The organism is Grimontia sedimenti (genome assembly GCF_011045095.1).
Classification (GTDB): Bacteria; Pseudomonadota; Gammaproteobacteria; order Enterobacterales; family Vibrionaceae; genus Enterovibrio; species Enterovibrio sedimenti.
The window spans coordinates 146,534-167,189 of record NZ_JAALDL010000001.1 but is presented as its reverse complement, the minus strand read 5'-3'; the positions used below and the strand labels follow the sequence as shown (position 1 = coordinate 167,189).

At 43.8% G+C, this 20,656-nt stretch carries 20 protein-coding genes; 7 read left to right on the top strand and 13 right to left on the bottom strand.

Going from position 1 to position 20,656, the window contains the following annotated elements; all coding sequences use genetic code 11:
- Positions 1-44: 44 nt before the first annotated feature.
- The 4 genes from G5S52_RS00740 (at position 45) to G5S52_RS00725 (ending at position 2,701) form a co-directional block, all read left to right on the top strand.
- Entirely contained in the window at positions 45-236 is a 192-nt protein-coding gene (locus tag G5S52_RS00740; protein ID WP_165011369.1) for a RebB family R body protein, read from the top strand.
- 13 nt (positions 237-249) lie between these two features.
- A complete protein-coding gene (locus tag G5S52_RS00735; protein WP_165011368.1) occupies positions 250-516 on the top strand; it encodes a hypothetical protein in 267 nt (88 codons plus the stop codon).
- Between the two features lie 434 nt (positions 517-950).
- Positions 951-1,805, top strand: coding sequence for a hypothetical protein (locus tag G5S52_RS00730; RefSeq protein ID WP_165011367.1), 855 nt, complete (start codon positions 951-953; stop codon positions 1,803-1,805).
- Between the two features lie 347 nt (positions 1,806-2,152).
- Positions 2,153-2,701 (top strand): hypothetical protein, encoded by a 549-nt coding sequence (locus tag G5S52_RS00725; RefSeq protein WP_205743723.1) that lies wholly within the window; start codon positions 2,153-2,155, stop codon positions 2,699-2,701.
- Positions 2,702-3,178: 477 nt separating this feature from the next.
- Here the strand turns inward: G5S52_RS00725 and G5S52_RS00720 are convergent, their stop codons facing one another.
- The 6 genes from G5S52_RS00720 to G5S52_RS00695 all read right to left on the bottom strand — a co-directional run bounded on the left by G5S52_RS00720 (position 3,179) and on the right by G5S52_RS00695 (position 7,133).
- The gene (locus G5S52_RS00720) at positions 3,179-3,769 is read right to left on the bottom strand and encodes a hypothetical protein (RefSeq protein ID WP_165011365.1); all 591 of its coding nucleotides are present in this window, start codon (positions 3,767-3,769) and stop codon (positions 3,179-3,181) included.
- Positions 3,770-3,864: 95 nt separating this feature from the next.
- Positions 3,865-4,749 (bottom strand): hypothetical protein, encoded by an 885-nt coding sequence (locus G5S52_RS00715; RefSeq protein ID WP_165011364.1) that lies wholly within the window; start codon positions 4,747-4,749, stop codon positions 3,865-3,867.
- Positions 4,750-4,763: 14 nt separating this feature from the next.
- The gene (locus G5S52_RS00710; protein ID WP_165011363.1) at positions 4,764-5,471 is read right to left on the bottom strand and encodes a hypothetical protein; all 708 of its coding nucleotides are present in this window, start codon (positions 5,469-5,471) and stop codon (positions 4,764-4,766) included.
- Positions 5,472-5,567: 96 nt separating this feature from the next.
- Positions 5,568-6,332: a hypothetical protein gene (locus tag G5S52_RS00705; RefSeq protein WP_165011362.1), complete on the bottom strand. Its 765-nt coding sequence runs from the start codon at positions 6,330-6,332 to the stop codon at positions 5,568-5,570.
- A gap of 60 nt (positions 6,333-6,392) precedes the next feature.
- The gene (locus G5S52_RS00700; RefSeq protein WP_165011361.1) at positions 6,393-6,695 is read right to left on the bottom strand and encodes a hypothetical protein; all 303 of its coding nucleotides are present in this window, start codon (positions 6,693-6,695) and stop codon (positions 6,393-6,395) included.
- Between the two features lie 9 nt (positions 6,696-6,704).
- Positions 6,705-7,133, bottom strand: a complete 429-nt coding sequence (locus G5S52_RS00695) for a hypothetical protein (protein WP_165011360.1) — start codon at positions 7,131-7,133, stop codon at positions 6,705-6,707.
- A gap of 150 nt (positions 7,134-7,283) precedes the next feature.
- On the opposite strand from G5S52_RS00695, the gene G5S52_RS00690 reads away from it, so the two are divergent.
- Complete coding sequence (locus tag G5S52_RS00690; RefSeq protein WP_165011359.1) at positions 7,284-7,586, top strand: hypothetical protein; 303 nt, start codon at positions 7,284-7,286, stop codon at positions 7,584-7,586.
- Here the strand turns inward: G5S52_RS00690 and G5S52_RS00685 are convergent.
- The 6 genes from G5S52_RS00685 to G5S52_RS00660 all read right to left on the bottom strand — a co-directional run bounded on the left by G5S52_RS00685 (position 7,507) and on the right by G5S52_RS00660 (position 13,759).
- Positions 7,507-8,427 carry a hypothetical protein gene (locus tag G5S52_RS00685; protein ID WP_235956033.1) on the bottom strand — a complete coding sequence of 307 codons (921 nt, stop codon included), beginning with the start codon at positions 8,425-8,427 and terminating at the stop codon, positions 7,507-7,509. The two genes, G5S52_RS00690 and G5S52_RS00685, sit on opposite strands and share 80 nt — an antisense overlap.
- 50 nt (positions 8,428-8,477) lie before the next feature.
- Complete coding sequence (locus G5S52_RS00680) at positions 8,478-9,254, bottom strand: lamin tail domain-containing protein (RefSeq protein WP_368737434.1); 777 nt, start codon at positions 9,252-9,254, stop codon at positions 8,478-8,480.
- A gap of 84 nt (positions 9,255-9,338) precedes the next feature.
- Positions 9,339-10,448: a hypothetical protein gene (locus tag G5S52_RS00675; protein ID WP_165011358.1), complete on the bottom strand. Its 1,110-nt coding sequence runs from the start codon at positions 10,446-10,448 to the stop codon at positions 9,339-9,341.
- Positions 10,449-10,462: 14 nt separating this feature from the next.
- Positions 10,463-11,353: an N-acetylmuramidase family protein gene (locus G5S52_RS00670; protein ID WP_165011357.1), complete on the bottom strand. Its 891-nt coding sequence runs from the start codon at positions 11,351-11,353 to the stop codon at positions 10,463-10,465.
- A 514-nt stretch (positions 11,354-11,867) separates the two neighbouring features.
- Positions 11,868-13,067 (bottom strand): acetate/propionate family kinase, encoded by a 1,200-nt coding sequence (locus G5S52_RS00665; RefSeq protein ID WP_165011356.1) that lies wholly within the window; start codon positions 13,065-13,067, stop codon positions 11,868-11,870.
- A 230-nt stretch (positions 13,068-13,297) separates the two neighbouring features.
- Entirely contained in the window at positions 13,298-13,759 is a 462-nt protein-coding gene (locus G5S52_RS00660; protein WP_002538662.1) for a TetR/AcrR family transcriptional regulator, read from the bottom strand.
- Positions 13,760-14,216: 457 nt separating this feature from the next.
- On the opposite strand from G5S52_RS00660, the gene G5S52_RS00655 reads away from it, so the two are divergent.
- Together G5S52_RS00655 and G5S52_RS00650 are read left to right on the top strand one after the other, a co-directional pair.
- The gene (locus G5S52_RS00655; RefSeq protein WP_165011355.1) at positions 14,217-15,863 is read left to right on the top strand and encodes an AMP-binding protein; all 1,647 of its coding nucleotides are present in this window, start codon (positions 14,217-14,219) and stop codon (positions 15,861-15,863) included.
- 206 nt (positions 15,864-16,069) lie between these two features.
- Positions 16,070-16,360 carry a DUF406 family protein gene (locus tag G5S52_RS00650; protein WP_062663733.1) on the top strand — a complete coding sequence of 97 codons (291 nt, stop codon included), beginning with the start codon at positions 16,070-16,072 and terminating at the stop codon, positions 16,358-16,360.
- Positions 16,361-16,422: 62 nt separating this feature from the next.
- On the opposite strand, the gene G5S52_RS00645 is transcribed toward G5S52_RS00650, so the two are convergent.
- Positions 16,423-20,475 (bottom strand): response regulator, encoded by a 4,053-nt coding sequence (locus G5S52_RS00645; RefSeq protein WP_165011354.1) that lies wholly within the window; start codon positions 20,473-20,475, stop codon positions 16,423-16,425.
- Positions 20,476-20,656 lie beyond the last annotated feature (181 nt).

The following is a 20,656-nucleotide window of genomic DNA, read 5'->3' as shown; positions in this document are numbered from 1 at the left end:
AACCAGCAGGCCAAGGGATGCCTTGGCCCATTCGAGGACACGCCATGAGTGACAACATCACCGCTGAAGAACTAGCGCCAGTGACCGAGATGATCACACAGCTCACTGAGGCTTCTATGTCAGACAGTATGGGGCTTCACATGCAAAACGCAGTGACCAACCAACAAGGCATGCAAACCATCAGTAACGCTGCAACCTCAACGGCTTGTGCGTTAATTCTGAATAGAGGCGGCTGATTAGCCTTCAGTTATGGCCAGCGAGAGCACCACCTCGAAAGCAAAGCAGTCCGTGGCGCAATCAACCGCCATTGCAGTTCAGGATGCTGCCGATAACCTGCGCAACCTGAATACCATTAGTACCACTGCCATTGGTGTTGCGTTATCAGAATTGCTCGCCACCGGTGACCCTAAATACATCCAGGTGATCGAACAGGCACAGCAAATTATGGAAAAAGGGACCGCAAATTTTGCGGAGTTGGGGAATAAAGCGGCGGAGGTGGCGAAGAGGTTTGAGTAGTACCTAGAGTCAAATACTAACTGATATATCTAGGTATCAACCAAACATAAAACCTCAGTAAATTTCATGAATATCTATAAAAAACAATCCGTGACAAATAAAAAATCTAGGCCAACCATCAAGAACTGTGCGGCAATCACTAAATATGCTCATCAAAAACCAATATCCAACTCATGCAAAGTTCAATACTCACATCAGACCTAAAAATTTAAAAGCCACCACTTAAAATAATAATAGCCCTACACACACTGAAAATTAAAAAATGATTTCATCATATAGAACAAAAGTTAAGTGGAAAAACACTTAGCCCAGATTTACAATGAAAAACACCAAGATAAAACCCTCACAAACAATACAATCACCAAGTAAAGAAATTAATTATCACATTAAGAAGTGATAAAAACCCAATAAAAAGCGAAAGATAAGGAGAGACAATGAGCGAGAAACTTCTAGACTGTATAAAATACGCATCAAAAATAGGTGTAACAATAAAAGCAGAACCAGTACCAATTCCGGGAGGAACACCAGAACATATATTAACCATTGGCATTGAAACTGAGAATGAAAGAGCATTGACGATTAACCCACAAGATGGAAAAATAAGTAGTGACGAACAAAAAACATTAAACTTCCTAGATGATCTAATACTAAATGTTTATAGTTTTAGATGTGGATTTTTGTTAAGCTGCCCTTCAGCAAGGCTAATGAAGTTTCTAGATCAAGAAGCTCTTAAAAATGAAATAACATATAGCAAGACTATTGGCTCAGCATCCATTACATTCTCAAATAACCATGAGTTAAATATAGATATAAAAAAATACAACCAAAAAGATTTATTAAAAATTATAGATAAGAAAATTTCTCTAATTGAAACTTTCTTGAAGGATATAGAAATACTCTCATCAATGCGAGTAAGAAAACAATGGGAATACCCAAATTCAATTGACGAACTAGAAAAAATATCACTTAGGTTAGATGTCGCTGAACTTAAACATGAATCAGAATATAACAAAATAGAAAAGAAAATTAAAAATATTTGGGCTAAGACTGAATTACATCCTGGTGTCAGCCCTCAAAGAGTTTTTATGTTAACTTTAAATGCTGTTGCACAATCATTTATAATGGGCCCACTATTAAAAACTCTTGGCAGCGTAGTAAGAGAGGCTCTCGATACCAAAGGAGCTGGGCTATACGATGACATATACATCCAAGACGGACATGTTAAAAAAAAGGAAGGTTATATAAATGCATTGTATGACAATGAAAAAGATGGACTTGCGGAAAAATAAAGTGTTATCGTGATGAAGGAGTTACAGATTTAGTAATCAACTTCGATAAAACCATTTCCGAATTATTCAAGCATAGAAAAAAAGAAAATAAAAATAAAAATAAAAAGAAAATTTCAAAATCCAGTCAAGACGACTTTCAAGGTTTAGCAGATAAGATTAAAATTTATCTTAATGATTTCTATGATAATGAGGGTCACTTACTTAGAATGCTTATTAAAAGTTGTTCATGTGGGAATATTCTAACAGAGAATGTGGTTGACTCAATTGAGTCGTACATCATCGCTTTGGTAAATGATAATATTGATGAATGTTTGTCCGACAGTCTTTTAGACCTAAAAAACCTAATAATGGATATACATGACAACACTGATCTTCTCGATTTATGTGTAGCGCAGGCTTTAAATGAAAAAAATCCCCCCTCTAGCTTTATTGATTTTCTTGTCAAAGAAAATATTGTTAAAAGAAATGAAACTACCAACTTTACCTATCTTACAAGAGCTAAACATACCCCCCCTAACGATTCAAATAAATCATATATTAAAGCGCCTATAGTAGCAAAGTACCATTACACCCAGCAAACCTATAACAACCTTGGTGATTGGGCAAATTCAATAATATCGAAGAATGATACTGTTAAAGAGGAAAGACATGAAAGATTAATTGAAATATTATCAGAAATCTCGAACAAACTACGCTCGAAATTAAACCAAGAAATCAACAAGGAAAGTTTGAAAAGCGAAATAGCAAAACAGCTTAAAAATTACGAATCGAATATCAATGTGAAAATAAAATTTGGATCTCTAGAAAAGAGCCCTGTGACTTATATAAATCCAAATGAAACATTGATCACCAATTTTATTCCTGAAATTAAACCTCAAGGGATAAATCACTTTTAATTAAGATTTAATTTATTTATAAAGATGTGACATTTCAACGAAAATATAATAAGAAATGGCACGCGGTCACAATCCCAACCGATTAAATTTAAATAAAAAAGGATTAAAACAATCAAAACACCAAAAGGAAAAAGATATGCGAATATTGGATTTAACTATCATTGCCTGGCTTATTACCATTTCTTTTTACTTGCTAAACCCAGCATTTAAAATGATGGTCAATATGCTATTTATGACCAATCCGATTTAACTGTTCATACTCTGGCGAACCATTGGGAAGTGGTTCGCGTATGGATCCTATTCAACCCAAAAAATTAATGTACGCCGTCAAAAGCACTGAATACATCGTTTGTATCAACGATTATTAGAAAGGCAAACTTGGTATCATCAGTATCGATTAGTCATTAATGAATAGACTAATCGATTCCATTCTTGCCCGCATATCTATTCGGGCTTTTTTTTACTCAAAAATCGCACTTATATCAGCGCCAGTACCAACCTGGCAGTTGAAGCTTTTTGAACTTGCACCAGCCTCGATACCTGCGAACTGCCTGTCAAATTGGTGTCCAACGCATAGGCCGCGTGTTTGTTGTTATCCAAGTAATGAAATAGCTCCGCATCTTTACCCGAAAACATTCCCCAAAGCCCAATCGCTAAATACACATTCTGCTTGGTTGCTGCCCTCAAAGCCCTCACGCGGTCGACATCTTGTTTTAGCTTAAGCATCGCTTTTTTGTCCGCGAGATGGCGTTGGTGCACGTAGTGGAACTCAATGTAGTATTTCGCCTTCCCTGCTTTCATTGCTAAGTCAGCTTTAGATGCCAATCGCTTATCACAGACCGTCGCTTTTCCTTCGGCCTGGTCGTACTTATAAAACGCTTCGTCCTCTGTGTATGGCACCGCGAAGCCTTCGATTTCCGCATTAAGGCTTTCCGAGAGTGCTGCAGATAGATCGACAGCCAGCCAGCTTCTGGCAAATGGGCGCGTGTGAGGGTTTGAAAGGTGTATGTTGGCGGGAAGAAAGTGATAACGGGTTGCGAGGTCTATCAGAATACGTTGTTGCTGCATGGCATTCTCCTTTGTATAGCCAAGAATGCCTTCAGCGTATCCTACTCCTTTATCTTGAATATCGTGGGAAGCCAGTATATTGACTGGCTTTTGTGTTAAGCGGTTTCAAACCAGTGTTTGGCATCATCCATGCTATGTAACAACATGAGTTGCCGGTGCGGTTCATATGCCAAGTCATAATCATCAACAAGACCCGGTCGATACGCTACCCCCAGTATCGAGCATTGATTTTGCTGTGCGATGGGCAAATTACAAATCTGTTCCGCTAAGCATTGCCATAGCAAAGGTTCAGATTCGCCTTCAATAATGAGCTGGCGAAGCTTTTCAACCACTGGAAACATCGGCTTATTAGAACGATTTAACGCCGTTAGTGCTTCGTCACAACGCTGCCATTCAAACGCGGCTCCCCAAAGAAAGCAGTGTACAGCGTGCATCATTAGCCAATACCCAGCCTCATTTTCAGCTGCACACCATTTTTGGTGAAACTCGCTTAGAGCGATACAAAATTTGTTGAGGTCCATTGGATCAGTTTCTGATGCGCCATGTTGAATTGCCTTGTTAAGCTTTTCTTCGAGCCTTTCGCATTCAGCAATCTTTGGTTTTGTCACATTGATGATTTTGCTCTGGCGTTTAGGAGTATGCTGGTGCCCCCTACCAAATGCCGTTAGGTTCAAACCACGTTGATTCAGCACGCCGCCTTTTAGCCAATCTACGTGACTCAAAGGGTTAATCGGCCTTGGTTTATTGTGTGTGGGTATAAACTCAGAGACGTGCGGCTCTCCAATACAATCAGCATCACTGACATGTAATTCATCAACGCCGCTTTGACTAACTTTATCAAACTCAGACTTTAAATCCCGATGTTCAGCATGGTGAGAAAGGTAGGCCATTTGATAGCCTATCCTTTGTGCGAAGGCAGGCTCTGCACCTGCCATTAATGCGGCACTGAATGCCGCATAGTACATATGTTCAGCGTTCATAGGCCACTCTCCTGTCAATCAGCAGGCGCACCTAAGGCTTTGGTGCTGCTGTTGTACTGCGGCAGGGATTCCACAAAGCGGTTGATGACTTGCTCGGCAAACGCCGCTGAAACATTCGGTTGGTTGATGTACCCATCGACTTCAGTCCGAATATGCCCACCGTTCAATGCATCTCGTTCTCGCTGGTTCACAATGGCACTGATAGCGCGCGCAAAAGCAAAACTGTCTGTCTTACTGTAAATACGATGCTGACTGCCGATGTTGCCCGTCGCTGGATACCGGGGGGCCGCGTAAGACACCATGTAAGGCTGTGTATTCGGGTCATTGCCTATTAGCTCTTCACAGGAGAAAAGCACAAAATCGGTAGAGCGGTAGGTGTCCATCATGTTCGTGCCAATGGGAAGATCGGCCTTAATGGCGAGGTTATAGTCGCAGAACATCACGTCTACGCCTGGCAGCAGATCTTTGACCATGGTATCGAACGCGCTTTGCAGTCCATCGGGCAATTCATCCTGTTCCGGTAGCATCTCGAATTCTTGCGACTTCACCGTAAACGATGAGCGCCAGCGCGCAAGAAGCTCTCTGCCGGTTTCAGTGTCACGGTGTTTGTAAGCTACTTTGTAGCCACTATCAAAAAAATCTTCAGTGTCTGGTTGGTCGGTCAGAAACGCGTAAATGCGTCCGTCAGAAGCTTCGCACAGTCGAAATAGCAATTGGTTCATGTTTATCTCCTATTGGGTGATGACACAGCCAGATTAGGCGGATAAACAGGAGAAAACTTGGCGAAACGCTTGGGCGTTTAGGGGTTATCAATGGGTTTATTTAGCAAGCAAACAAGGGCGTATACCCGTCAGCCAACGGAGATGTGGTTTAAGCACAAGCTTACCCTGTTGGGATTCACTCCCTCTACAAACATCAGGTTTATCACTCTGCAAATAGCGCGTTGTTAATTTGGTGTCGCACTGGTTAGAAATGTTGGCAAGTTCAGGAGCTTCATGATTCTTTTTTTTTAACACCTGAGTAAACTTCTGTTCGCTCTGCGTATCTGCATTAGGAGCGGTCTGCTTGTCTGATCCCCTTGCTTCATTTTTCCTGGATATCGATTCATCGCTACCTGTGTCATTAACCGTTGATGCATTGTTCAATTTTGCAGTTTCAGCGTCATCCACATCGTTTGGGTTGGTGCTATTTTGAGGTTCATCTGTTGGGACCACTTGCTCAGACTCTTTCGTGATCCTAGGTTCATATATGAATGTTTCTGCTGGAATACCCGAGAGGCAATGCATCATGTCATTGAGATAAGCCTTGTAGGGATTAAAATCCGGAGAAAAACTCGCCACCTTTGAGGTGTTTTCTTTTTTTGAACTAGACGCTGGCTCAGTATTAGTTATCTCTGTGCCTTTAGCTTTAACTTGGATTTCACAGCTATTAGAGCTAGTCCTCTCCTGCCCTCTTTCAAAAGTTTCTTCAGAAGACCTTGTTGGTAAATCACTTTCAGAATGGCTAGTACGAGATGCTTTTCGAATGACAGAACGTCGGCGATAGCCATAAGGTACCCAGATTATTCGCTTCGTTTTTTTCATTGTTAATTCGCCTTAAAGCTACGTTGAAGAAAGGCAAGCGATGCTTGCCTTTTATCACCTTTACACCGCGACGCTTTTCAAAAGCACATTGAACGCTTTATTCACTGCCTTTTGCACTTCCGCCTTTGTAGCAATTTGCGCAGTTAGTACTTCCGCTTCCGCGATAAGTTTTTCTCTTTCAAGTTCTACTTCAAACTCATCTCCAGTCAGAAGACCTTGCTCTCTTGCAGCAAGTAACTCTTCAAGTTCAACTTTTTGTCTGTCTATCTGGCTTTTCAGCACCCCAGCCAGCACGCTCATTACCGGTGAATCGTCGATTTGATCTAAAACTTGCTGAATAGCATTTTCTACGTTTTGGTTCATGGCTTGCCCCTAGTCCGTTTTTTTGGCGGTTTCACCTTCAATTAGTGCAGTGAACATCCGTTGATATTGAGAAGTACGTCGTTTGATTGTGAAGTCTGCCAGCGCATCATTTTTCTGGTGGGCCTGGCGGTCTTGGATCCAGAGATTTGCCAACATTTCGACTTGTTTGATCGTCTCTTCATTATTTTCTCGTCGTAGCTGTCTGCGTATCAGTGAGCGAATTTCCAATTCAATGTCGAAATACTCTTTTTCAAACCTCGCATACTGCCTTTGCTCTGGTGGTGTTAATTCAGCAGTGCGATACAAATAGTCCACTTTCTTTTCAATAAGGATCATTTGTCTTTCTGTTTGTGGATCGTACGAAGCAACCAATTGCAGTGAACAGCCCGTAACAAGAAAGACGAACAGCCATACGACATACTTTGATTTTTGTATCATTTGATATTCCTTCGTTTTTTATATTGGTATTCAGGCTATCTATTCCCTACTTGCGAATCTCAGGGGGATTGACTGAATACTTTGGCTATCTAGCCGAGAACATGCCGTTTGGTTTGATTACATTGCGCTTAAACTAGAGAAGGATCGCTTATGACTGATCTAATAAAAGCGCTGGAAATGGTTAAAAAAGCCTATAAAACAAAACCGCAGAAGCCCAAACTCACCCCCGAGCAATTCCAACAGAAAGCAAAAGTGGAAATACGCGTTAAGAAAGTACTTAATGGAACTGAACCATTGGATGCTTTAGCAGAAGAGACCACCAAGTTACTCGTAGAATTGGCGAAAACCTTTGTTAAAGAAGCGGCTGCAAAAGCTAGTCAGGCATGCGCGACTTTGCCACGGGAGAAGGCTGATTCTGTCGAACCTGATCAATCAGACGATCGAGAAGTGTGAAAAGGACTTCAATACTGTATCCGGACAAGAATGCTACCGCCATTGGTGAGAGAGCCATTTCACCCATATCCGGCTTCATCAACCACCCTGTAATCATTCCAGCAAGGCAACCTAGTGTGAGCCTTAAGCGATAACCGACTTCCCTACTCGAGGTGTAGGTCAATGTACGAACCTGGTTTAGCAAACTTCGTAGCACAAAAATGAACGCGCCTAAAAGGCCATAAAACAGAGGAAGGACGTAGTTTTGCAGCATCTGAAGCACCGATTCAGCGGCGATCAGTTGTGCCGAAAGGTTAACCATTTGGCTATCTGCACTTTCGTCATCTGACGCAAATTGCCCACCAAACAACCAAACACTATTCCAATGAGCCAATAAGCGGTAATTGGCTTTCGTTTCAGGAGACCACTCAATCATAGGTTTGGACGTTAGCTCACTCTCTTTGTACAGAGCTTCCGTTAAGGTGTGTCCAAACAGAGAATACATCTGCACCACTAACAGAATAAGCAAGGTGATCACCGTATAACGCCGATACCAATTGATCACTTTAGCGGCACTAGGTGAGATCCACTTACCACGCTTGATAGGTGGTTTCACAGCTTTCAGGCTTTCTAAAGTGACAGGGTATATTTGCTTTGCTAATTGGTCGTAACACTGTAAAAGCAGAATTTCATCTTCCACTTTCCACTGCTTGCTTTCAATCCGCTCTTTAGCCCGATAAACACCTGCTGCAATCTTGGGATCAATCGAAAGCTCACCATGACGGGCGACGTACTCAAGCATCTGGATACCTTCACAAATAAGCACCTTCAATGCATCTTGGGCATCAATATTTGAGGTCATCTTTATTCTCTCCATTCCGTCGCCCATCACTTCTAAGTCGTCGCTAAAGGTTAATAGTGATAACTCGACACTTCCCGATCTTTGTAATCGAGTAACTTGCAGCCGCCGCGTTGATTGTTCCAGATAGCGCTCGGACTATTGAAGCTGAACTCATTTAAGTCCAAAGGTGCTTTGTTGGTAAAAACTCTGATACTGCTAGATGGCTCCAACTTTACCCCCTTGGGGAACACAAACACCGCATCGTTACGCGTCGCTTTTAGTCTCCATCCGTCTATATCCACTATGCTCTCCGATACATTAGTGAGCTCTACGAATTCATCACCCTCTGTGCGTTTTTCCTTCCCATCAACTTCAATATGGCTAATTAGCACTGAATGGTGCGCTTTATCTCCATAGGCAAAGCCGCAAATCTCTTCACCGCTCGCGTCTGTCAATGTCGCAACATCTCCTCGGTTATTCCAAATAGGCCTCTTCGAATTAAAGGAATATTCAGACCCACTTTTGGTATATACAGAGATGGTTTCGAAAGGAGACAGATAACTGCCCTGAGGCCAAACAAAAACCTGATCTGGCGATCCTGCCTCTACCTTCCAACCGCTGATATCAATGGTTAGTTCCCCACGGTTTTTGATTTCTACATACTCATCAAGCTGTTTGCCTTCTGGGTGGAAGTGGACATGTACGATCTCCACCTGACTTTTTGCTTGAAGATGGTTCAGTTTCATCCAAAGGTCATCAATTTGATGTTTATCCTTCGGTGGTATCGATGTTAATTGTTCAACTAATTCAAGTAGTGGCTTTTTAACTTTAGTGATTACTACAGACACATTTCTCTCCTTGATATGGGGTTTTATATTCAAATTTCTGGTACTGCGATTAGCTGCTCAACCGGAAAGTGACTTAAATAAAATCTAAAGCGAAGCCGCCGCTTTCTTTAGATGATCAAACAGTATTTTTTGATTGCTGTTGTCCGCAAAAGCCGTCGGTTTTGAGGAATAGACCTGATGTTTTGTGTCTAAATTTAGCAACCTGGCTTGTCCTGTACTGCCCCAAAATGCATTGACCAAGTCTCTGTCCTCCACTGGCATCTGATGCAGCTCTTTGGAGCGATAGCTCAATAGACGAGTTGAAGATGGAGGTAGCTCTGATGCGTTTTGGAAATCGACCATTTCCAATTTGATATCAACATAGTTATTGTCGCTAATGTTGACCCTCACCATCCCTACGGGACGAAACGACGCACTTGCTCGTCCATTATTTGTTGCTACGATATCGACTTCAAAAAAACTATAAAGTCCCTGCTGCTCTCCTTGTATTTTTGCCAACTGCGCATCAATCCCTCGCATGTTGTCACGTAGCTTTTCCAGCGTTGCATCATTTTCCTCAATGACCTCTTGTAGATCTTCCTTCACATCAGACAATAAAAACTTTAGCGCTGGTACGTTTAAGGCCGGACCACTATCCGTTTTAAATTTCATTCCCGAGTAGTTTCTTGTTATTGACAGAACTTGTCGCTCATAATAAACCGCTTCATCGTCATCAATATAATTACTTAAACCCCAGCTTTTCATTTCTCCAACACGGAATTCAGTCAACAAAAATTCGTTATTTTCTGGATCTAGGTAAGCATCAATAGTCGTGATGTACTGCGACAATTGCCTTTTTGTTTCCGCAATATTTTTCAGATCAACTTTTGCACTGTCATAGGCTTTTATCAGCGTGTCTACGTCAAAGTTAGGGTAACGAATCTTATCTCCTCTATCCCCATTTGGTTCAACTTCATAGAACAAGGCTTCATCAATATATGGCTTGAGTAACTGGAGTTCCTCAGTCGCCAGTGCAACGCGATAGGTTTCAGCATTAACCCGACGGATTTCTCCAATTTCAACATTAATGTCTGATGTTTCGACAAAATAGACTTGCCAAACTGGGATGGCTATCGCGGACAAAGCACCTAATAAAGCAACGGCTACAGATTTTGCGTGTAGTTTTAGCTTCTGCTTTATTTCTTCAAGTCTCATAGTTAACCTCCTGCTCATGCGCTGAATTTTTCAAATGCTGCTTTGAGCTTTTCGTCATAGCGATTTTCAGCGTAAGCAGGTCCGTTGTAATAGCGAGCAAACGTCGCCCAATCTAACGCTTTGATCGCTTCATGCAATTTAGGATTTGCTTTTATGAATCCCACAAAAGCTTTAAGATGATTGGATTCGGCGAAGAACATATCTCGCACAAACGTCTCTACATCGTCATAGCCTGATGCTTTGTGGTTGAATCCCATGATTTGATACCGACCATACGAAGCCGACATCAACGCTGCTTTGCGATCTAAGTCGATAGCTCTTTGTAGACGCTCGTACTCTTTTTCTCCCCCTGAATACAGATTACGATCCCACCGCTTTGATGAAATGTCTGGGTGTGATTCATCGTATTTATGGTTACTAAATTTGGAAAAAATATGTGCTTCGAACAGAATTGCCGGAAGCCCTGAAGGAAAGAAGCCAGAGCCTGCAGATTCCACCGCCGACACAGCTTGTATTGCAGCAAGTTCACAGTCGAGAGAACTTGCAGCGTGCTCAAAGTCTACTTCTTTAATACCAACATCAGGTTCAATTAGCGGCAAGAAAAGACTGCTTCTCTTGTCACTTTTTTCATTTATAACTTTATTAAGCTCGCGGTGAGTTTTTCCATTAACATCGATCTTATTGTCTGGGTATCTATACCCAAGGACTTTTTTCTGAAAAGTACCAATTGCCAAACATGTGGGAGAGCTTTCATGCTCATTTATTACCTTTCCGTCTTCAATCAACAAGCTGTCAAGGCCAATTTTCTTTGCCACTTTATTTAGTGAGTGCTGAATTTCAACCACATCTTCGTAAAGATTTACACCACCTTTACCCACTGAACTACTTAGTTTTATATTTAACATAATGAACCCTCAATTTAGATAACAGCAATTAGCTTAACAACTTGCCATCCAAAAAAAACGGGGCTAATAATTATGTACTCAGACTATTATAGGATTATGGCACTGTCTTGTTCACTTTAAATTAAAACCCAATTCAATCACCATCAAAAGCCACTCTAGTATCTTTTAGTAGGATAATCTTTCATTGCTAGTAAAATTAGATCCCTATACACATCAAGAAAGATGGGAAATTCAATATAAAAATCAATTTACAACCTTTTAATTACCATTAATACAATAATTACAGCCAAGCAAGAAAATAAAACGATAAAAAAATCATAACTTTTTAAATCGTTATTATATTTATGCAGACTGAAAAATATATTTCATTTAATAAATAGCCGTAAGACAATCCTGTTTGATGAAATGACAAATAAATCTTCAAAGAGAGTTTTATTTCAATAGAACTAAAAATTAACAAAAAAGCCGCTGATTTTCATCAGCGGCTTTTTAAATTCAGTTAGGTGTTGTTCGCTTATTTAGCAAACCCAGCAGCTTGTGAAGCTATAACAAATTCTTCGTTGGTTGGGATAACAATCGCAACCGCGCCAAGCATGTCAGATTTAGCGATAACACCGCCGTTGCCGAAACGTGCAGCTTCGTTGCCAGCTTCATCTTCTACAAAGCCAAGGAGCTTCAGGTTCTTGAGGATTTCACGGCGGATAGGCAGCGAGTTTTCACCAATGCCACCGGTAAAGATGATCGCGTCGATGCTATCCAAAGGAATCATGTAAGAACCGATGTACTTGGCTACACGGTAAGTGAAGACTTCGAACGCCAGTTTCGCACCTTCATGACCACTTTCCATCGCTTCCAGAATGCCACGCGCATCTGACGTCAGGCCTGATACACCCAAGAAACCTGATTTCTTGTTCAGAGCTTCGAACACTTGCTCTTGGCTCCAACCTTTCTTCAGCAGGAATTCAATAATACCTGGGTCAAGGTCACCACAGCGAGTACCCATCATTAGACCTGAGAGTGGTGTGAAGCCCATTGAGGTATCAACAGACTGACCATTGCGAACTGCACACACAGAAGCGCCGTTGCCCAGATGAACAGAGATGAAGTTAGCTTCTTCAACTTGTTTGCCCAGCTGTTTTGCTGCTTCGCGGGTCACGAAGTAGTGGCTGGTACCGTGGAAACCGTAGCGACGAATGCCGTAGTCCGTGTACAACTCGTTAGAGATTGCACCAGTGAATGCCTTCTGCGGCATGGTTTGGTGGAAAGCGGTGTCGAACACTGCCACCTGAGGCAGCGCAGGGAAAGCTTTCATTGCCGCTCGGATACCCATCACGTTAGCTGGGTTGTGCAGCGGCGCAAGATCGCTCAGAGCTTCAACTTCTGCCAATACCTCTTCGTTTAGAAGCGTCGCATCAGCAAATTTCTCGCCGCCGTGAACAACACGGTGGCCAATTGCAACCAGTTGGCTGCCAACATCCATGCTCTCCACCAGCTCAACAATCAGGCTAACTGCTTTCTCGTGATGGTTACCACCTTGTTCCAGCATGGCTTCTTGCTTGTCTTGGCCTTCGCGTTTCCAGCTAATGCGCGCATCTTCTAGGCCGAAGCACTCGCCCAGACCAGAAAGAATCGCTTCTCCGGTTTGTGCGTTCATCAATGCGAATTTAAGAGAGGAACTGCCCGCGTTAAGGACCAGTACTAGTGAATTGCTCATGAAAAATCTCGTTGGCAAATGGGTGTAGGATTCGAACTCGAGAGCCCATTATTAAATTAATTTTGAACAATTCAACCTAAATTTGAATGAGAAGCCCTTTTTTGGCCTTTTACTGTTTCAGATCAAAAATAGGCTCCTCACGCACAGAAAACGGACACTTTAGAAGAAAGTGAAGGACACAAAAAAGGCTCCTTCAGGAGGAGCCTCAGAAATCTGTCGAGCTGGCTTTATCAAGCCATGGTAAGCAAGGATTTACCCAGCAGCCACTCGAGGTCTTTTTCAAACTCTTCACCATAGCGGTTGCAGCAGACATCATGCAGTTTTCTGCTGGCATGACTGGTGAATTCCACGGCGTTTTCCGACGAAACAGTGTGTAGAAAAAAGAGACGGAGAACGGCAATAAAACGGTTGTCTGAGCGAAGGGCTGTCAGCCAGCTTTCTATAAAAGAACGCTTATCGCCTTCCAAGTCCAATCTGTCAATCAGGATCCCTAGCAGCCTGTCATCCAAGCGCGTGATGAAATCCGTTTTCTTTGGAAAGTGATGGCTGATTCCCGTTCTGGAAATCCCCGTTTGTTGGCTCAGCGTGGTATACGACATCTTGTCATACCCCAAGGTCACCAACTGATCGACCACTGCATCCAGAATTAACCTGATGGTTACTTCTGTATCTTCTTTGCTTCTCTTTGGCATAGCTTTATCCCTGTTTTTTGGCTTCCGTAAGCTTTAACAATCAAGACATCACTACTACCGCTGTTAACGCTGTTGTTAGAATGGATTTCACGTATGTAGAGCTTGATTATGTTGGTACAAAGAGGGTTTACCGACTACCGACCCTTAACTTAACAGTCTTAAAGATAGTACATACGTTTACATTTTGAGCCATATAGATGCAAAAAATGAGAAGCGTGAAGGGCATTGCATAAGGTGGACCAACAAGTGTTATCAAGGTGTAACACGCTGAAAGACAAATGCTATTCTTGTCAGTAAATCTCTAACGCCGATTGTAACAGCGTTACATGCATCATAATTTGAACAAGCGTTTGAATGAATAGCTTGACCCTTGTCCTATAAGACGCCTAATTTAACAAGCTAGTAACATAGAATTAAAAACAAACTCTTTTTCCCTACAGTTATACGGGGTCCTTTTATGGCTCAACAAAAACCATATCTACAAATGCTGCGCTGGGCTGAAGAACGCCCCAATGAAATTTTTCTTCGACAGATAATTAACCGCAAGTTCAACGACTTCACCTACTCCGATGTCGTTGACCAAGCGTTACGTATCGTCACTGCCCTGCGTGGTATGGGTCTAGAGCCAGGAGACCGCGTCGCACTGATCTCAAAAAACTGTGCGGAATGGTTCACCGCTGACCTCGCTATGATGCTCGGCAGCTACATCAGTGTGCCCATCTTCCCAACAGCCGGCACGGAAACCATCTCCCATGTGCTAGATCATAGTGAATCGAAAGCCCTGTTCGTGGGTAAACTGGATGACACACAAGCACTGAAAGATTCTTTGGTTGAACGTGCAGATATTCCTACCATTGCTTTCCCTTACCCAACCATTAATTGCGGTTACGATTGGAAAGACTTGATTGCCCAAAATGATCGCGCGGATGTAAAACCAGAGCATCAAGATGATGACCTGATGTCTATCGTTTATACCTCGGGCACTTCAGGCTTACCGAAAGGTGCAATGCTGACGTACGGTGCACATGCTTGGTCTGCGCAGCAATTGATTAATCACATCGGTATGCGTGAAGGGGAGCGACTGTTCTCTTACCTTCCTCTGGCGCATATCACAGAGCGCGTCTATATCATGGCGACAGCAATGAATGCAGGTATCTGCACAGCCTTCCCAGAGTCTCTCGATACCTTCATTGAAGACGTGAAGATGCATCGCCCTACCCTGTTTATTTCGGTGCCTCGCTTGTGGACGCTGTTCCAGCAACGTATTCAAGAAAAACTGCCGGATAGCAAACTCAACTTCTTGCTTAAACTGCCGATCATTTCTGGCTTGATTAAGAAGAAAGTGGCGACGAATCTCGGTTTAGATCAGGCTCGTGTTCTAGGGTGTGGTTCTGCACCTGTTTCAGCAGCGTTGCTGCGCTGGTATGAAAAACTGGGGCTTAACATTACTGAAGCCTGGGGTATGACCGAATCCTACGCGTACAGCACCCTGAACTATCCGTTCCGCAGCGATAAAATCGGCTCAGTGGGTAACGCTGGGCCGGGTGTCGAAATCAAAATTGCGGAAGACGAAGAAATCCTGGTTCGCAGCCAAGGTTTGTTCACCGGTTACTACAAAAACCCTGAAGCGTCCGCTGAAACCATTGTTGATGGCTGGTTGCACACTGGCGATATCGGCTTCTTAGATAACGAAGGCTTTCTCACCATCCAAGGTCGCAAGAACGATACCTTCAAGACAGCGAAAGGTAAGTTTGTTGCGCCAGTGCCTATCGAGAAGCGTTTGTTCGAGCTCAGCAATATAGAAATGATGTGTCTGGTGGGGTCTGGTATGCCAGGGCCTATCCTGCTGGCGTTGCCACACCATTTCCCTGATTTTGACAAAGAACGCTATGAGCGCCGCGTGAAGAAAGTGATTGATACTATTAATGGCGAATTGGAATCACACGCGAAAATCAAAGGCGTGTTGATGATCAAAGAACCATGGAGCATCGAAAATGGCCTTCTGACGCCAACACTCAAAATCCGCCGTCACCTGCTAGAGAAGAAATACCACGACACAGGTGCGAACTGGCCATCTGGCACATTGGTTCAGTGGGAAGAGTAAGCCTCGATAAATAAGCATGGAAAGCGCGGGTTCTACCCCGCGCTTTTTTAGTTTGGGTATAGCAAAACGGTTCATCACCTTCTTTCAAAATTCTTTTCGAAAAGCCCTACATTTCCCAAGCTCTAATGTAGTAATATTACATAAATTCCAACATACAGACGCTAGGTAAAATACCCAACCAGCGGCTGCTATTGAGAGAGAAAGCGATGAGCCAAGAAGAATACCAAGTATGCGATGCATGCGGTGTAACAGCGGAAATGGGCTTTGTTATCGGTGAAGGTGATGAAGTTGCAGAAGTAGAGATCTTCGCAGAAGATAAAGCGACTGCTGTTGCTGAATTTCAACGTTATCTGGATCTGGCAAAGCAAGTAAACGAAAAGGTTATCCATGACCTTAACGAAAATGCCGAGCTTTCATTGAGTCCACTCACAGTAAAACTGAAGTTCGAATGCAGTGCTGAAAAGCTGATTTTCGAACTGCGCAGTCGCTCACTGTAAATCGCGTTCAAAAAAGCCGCGTCCACACGCGGCTTTTTCTTTCCTGCAATTCGCTCAGCAAATCAGAACAACTCAGGTGTTTCATCTACCTCATCGACACCCAGCGATTCAATCACCGCTTCTAGTTTGCTTGCCGCGGCCTCGTATTCAAATTTACGAATCGCATCTTCCACACCCGAAAGATCCACATCCATGCTCTTTGAGTTCTCTTTGATACCTGTGATGAAATCGACAGCCTGCGTATCAAAATTATTCAGCAGGATTTTTAGCTGTTCAAGCTCAATACGGAACTCTCTCGGTGTGTACCCTGCAAACGCCTGTACCTCGTCTGCTTTCTCTTTTTCAGGCTCTGCGCCTGGAATGTAAGTATGTATCTCCTGCAGGCATTGTTCGATTTTATCCACCAGCGAGGCTTCCATCTTGAGATCAGAACCCGCCTGATCTTCCAAATTACCCGCCAACACAGCTAGACCTTTAGCAGAGACATTTGCCGCAGCACCCTTGAGGGAATGCGCAAACAGTTCCACGTCTTCCCGCTCATCGTTCGCGAGCTGCTCACGGATTTTGTCTATCACCGCCAGCTTGGTTTCCGTAAACGCCGTGATCACTTTCCAGTAGGCATCCACATTGCCGCCAATCCGTGTGATCCCCTCACTTGCGTCCAGTACGAGCGGGTCGATGTTGTCCATATCTGGCGTTGGCATTTCTTCTTTTTTGCCATTGAGCACTACGGAAGATTTCACCGCTTCTTTGGATGCAGACGTCCAACGCTGAATAGCTTTGAGCAGCTCATTCACATCAATAGGTTTGGAAACGTGATCATTCATCCCCGCTTCCTTACATTGCTTCACATCCCGCTCCATGGCATTCGCTGTCATCGCAACAATTGGCAAGCTGGCAAGGGCTTCGATTTCTCGTATTTTCCGGGTTGCTGTCAGGCCATCCATCACTGGCATTTGCATGTCCATCAACACGATGTCGAATTGCTGCTCTTGCACCATATCCAGCGCCACCTGACCATTATCTGCCACCTCAATGGTCGGGTTGAATTGTTCAAGAATCCCTTTCGCCACCTCCTGGTTAATCATGTTGTCTTCAACCAGTAAGATAGCCAGCCCAGTAAAGTCGATTTCCTCCGTTTCGTCTTTTTCTGCTTCACGACAGTTGGCAAGTTTCATTTCTTCCCTGCCAAAGGCTTCCATCAGCGCATCAAACAAAGATGATGGGTTGATGGGTTTCACCAATGAAGCGTCAAAGACTTTCTGCACTTCTTCATTGATCAACCCTGAGTCCTCACCATAGGCACTGGCGAGAATAACCTTCGGCATCTTGTTCAGAGGTTTGTCCCGGATCTGCAGTGTCGCTTCATCACCGTTAATACCTGGCATTTTCCAGTCCATGACAACCACATCAAAGCCGTCATGGCTCTTATCTGCGGACTCCACTTCATAAACCGCTTCTTCACCATTCGAAACGGCTGCCACGCGCAGATCGAGGTTATCCAGCAGCGCATACATGATGTCGCGGGACGCTTGGTTATCATCCACCACCAGCACACGTTTATCATGAAGAATCGTGGTACGTGCAACCTGCTCTTTGATGCTGGATTCACTGCGGCCGCAGCGAATAGTGAACGAGAAAGTCGATCCTTTACCCGGCTCACTTTCCACCCAGATTCGACCGCCCATGAGTTCGACAAAGCTCTTCGAAATGGTCAAGCCGAGACCCGTACCACCGTATTTGCGGGTAATAGAACCGTCAGCTTGCGAGAACGACTGGAACAAGCGCCCTAATTGCTCCTCGCTCATACCAATACCGGAGTCCTGAATGTCGAACTGAACTTCGATGATCTCGTTTGCATCACTGACTTTGCGGGCACGAATGATGATTTCGCCCGTTTCAGTGAACTTCACGGAGTTACCGGTCAGGTTAATGATGATTTGTCCCAAACGAAGCGGGTCACCCACCAAGTCGTCTGGGAGATCTGGGTCGATATCAAAGATAAGCTCCAGATCTTTTTCTTTCGCTTTCACTGAAATGATGTTGCTGATGTTGTCCAACACCTCACTGAATCGGAACTCGATATGTTCAACAGTGAGTTTGCCCGCTTCAATTTTCGAGAAGTCGAGAATGTCGTTGATGATGCCCAGCAGGGATTTACCGGCTTTCTCGATGTTACCGACATAGTTGCGCTGTTTGTCGTTCAAATCTGTCAGCAACGCAAGGTGAGACATCCCGAGAATCGCATTCATTGGCGTGCGGATCTCATGGCTCATGTTCGCCAGGAATTCCCCTTTCGCTTTACTTGCCTCAGTCGCCTGGTCTTTCGCCGCAATCAAGTCAGATTCGAGGCGTTTCTGAGTCGTCACATCTACGAACAGGCCGACAATACCCATCGGTTCCCCGTCACCGCCGAAATACGTCGCTTCGTAAACGGTCAGTATCCGAACATCGCCACTCGCATTGGCCAGTTCAATGTCATAAGCCGCAGATCCCGAGTTTTCAAGAAGCTCTTTTTCTTTTTCAACAAACATGGTGGCGACATCATTGTCGAAAAGCTCTGCAGGTGTTTTATCCACGACATCGACAAAGAAAAGACCAAGGAAATCGGTGAACGCATCATTAACACCGATGTAAGTGCCTTCGGTATCGCGGAAGTAGGTTGGATTGGGAATGGCGTTGATGATTTGTTGATTAAGTTTGAGCTGTTCGGAAACGCGTTGTTCGGCTTCCATTTGAAGTTCAGCATTGAGGGTCAACTGAATGCCGACAGCCAAATCTTCCTGCACTTCGTTGAGCCAGTCTATTTCTTTGTCAGAAAGTAAACGTACTGAACCTAACTCAAGCACGCCGACCATTTCGTTATTCACAATCAGAGGAATGAAATACATTTCACTCAAAGAAAGTTTGCCCACCGGCAAGGTCAAAGCGAAGTGGTCTTTGTCGTTGCGAATCCTTAACGTTTCTTTTGTGACCAGAATGGTGCGGTGGAAAGAAACTGTTTCTTTCTGCATCGCTTCAGATTGCTCATCAACACCGACGCCACCGACCAGATTCATGCTGTCATTTCTTACGACATAAAGCGCCGAATACGGTAACTCTAGGCGTTGAGAAAAGAAATTCGCGACCTGGAAGCCAAGTTCTTCCATGCCAGAACAACCGCGAATCAAGTCTGAAAATGCCTTAACCTGGCGGCTGAATTCAAAGCGTTCCGCAATTTCACGCAACACTTCATTCTGCGCCTGGGCAAGGTCTTTCAACTCGCCCTGTCTATCTACATCCAACTTAAATTCAAATTCTTTGTCGCGTACCTTGCTGACAATCGTACTTCGGATGTTATCGAGTGGTTTGAGGAAGCGAAACCAAAGTAAGGTGGTTGTAGCAAGCACGGCAATCAATAACATGCCAGCCATGGTAATGGCGATGCCATCCATATTGGCACGCTCTTGTTTCAAGACTTTCAAGTCGTCGGAAGTCTTCTTTTCAACTGCATCATAGAAAGCGCCGATTGGGCCCATGATTTTATTGGTAGCGTGAATATAGTCCGGTCCAAATAGCATTTGCTGGGCAAGTTCCGGGTCTGGGATCACACGTTCAATGCCACGGGCTGTACGTTTTCGGCCTTGGATCAAATCCATCGCCGTTTGCTCAATACTGATGAGATCCTGTGAGCGTGAGAGCGCTTGGGTCAAGAAAGACATGTGCGCTTCACTGATCCCTGCCTCACGCATCCTCGCTAGCAGTGAGGGGTGAGCGGGACGGTTTGGGATATCAGGCTGAATAATTTCTTTATTGGGATCAGACTGCTGTGACCAGTAGTCAAAATTGTAGTTGTTAGGTGTAGGAAGTTGCCCGTTACGCGCCGCCTGAACCTGTTCAAACAGATAGCGCCAACGATTGTTAGATGTCACCGCGTAACTACGCGCGAATTTTGTCAGAAGTTCAGAGCTGTGTTTCAGCTCAATAGCCAATTTGTATTGCTGATAACGCTGCTCATAGATGGCGTTGATTTGCTGAGTCAACGAATCAGAACGTAAATGGGCGATGATGATTGCTACGCCGAGAAAAAGGATTAATCCCATCAACGCGAAAAAGATGTGGCGTATAGATCTCATTTTGTCTCCAAATTCTCTATATGGTGACACTCTTATCAAATAAGAGTAGACCCCACTTGCTGCTTGATAAAGTGAGAAAGGACAAAACTTGTTTGCACTTATTGACTTAACTCAGAATAAATGGGCTACTGTCATCGAATAAAAATTAAACATAGCGTTTTTACTACCTAACTGTCCCTAG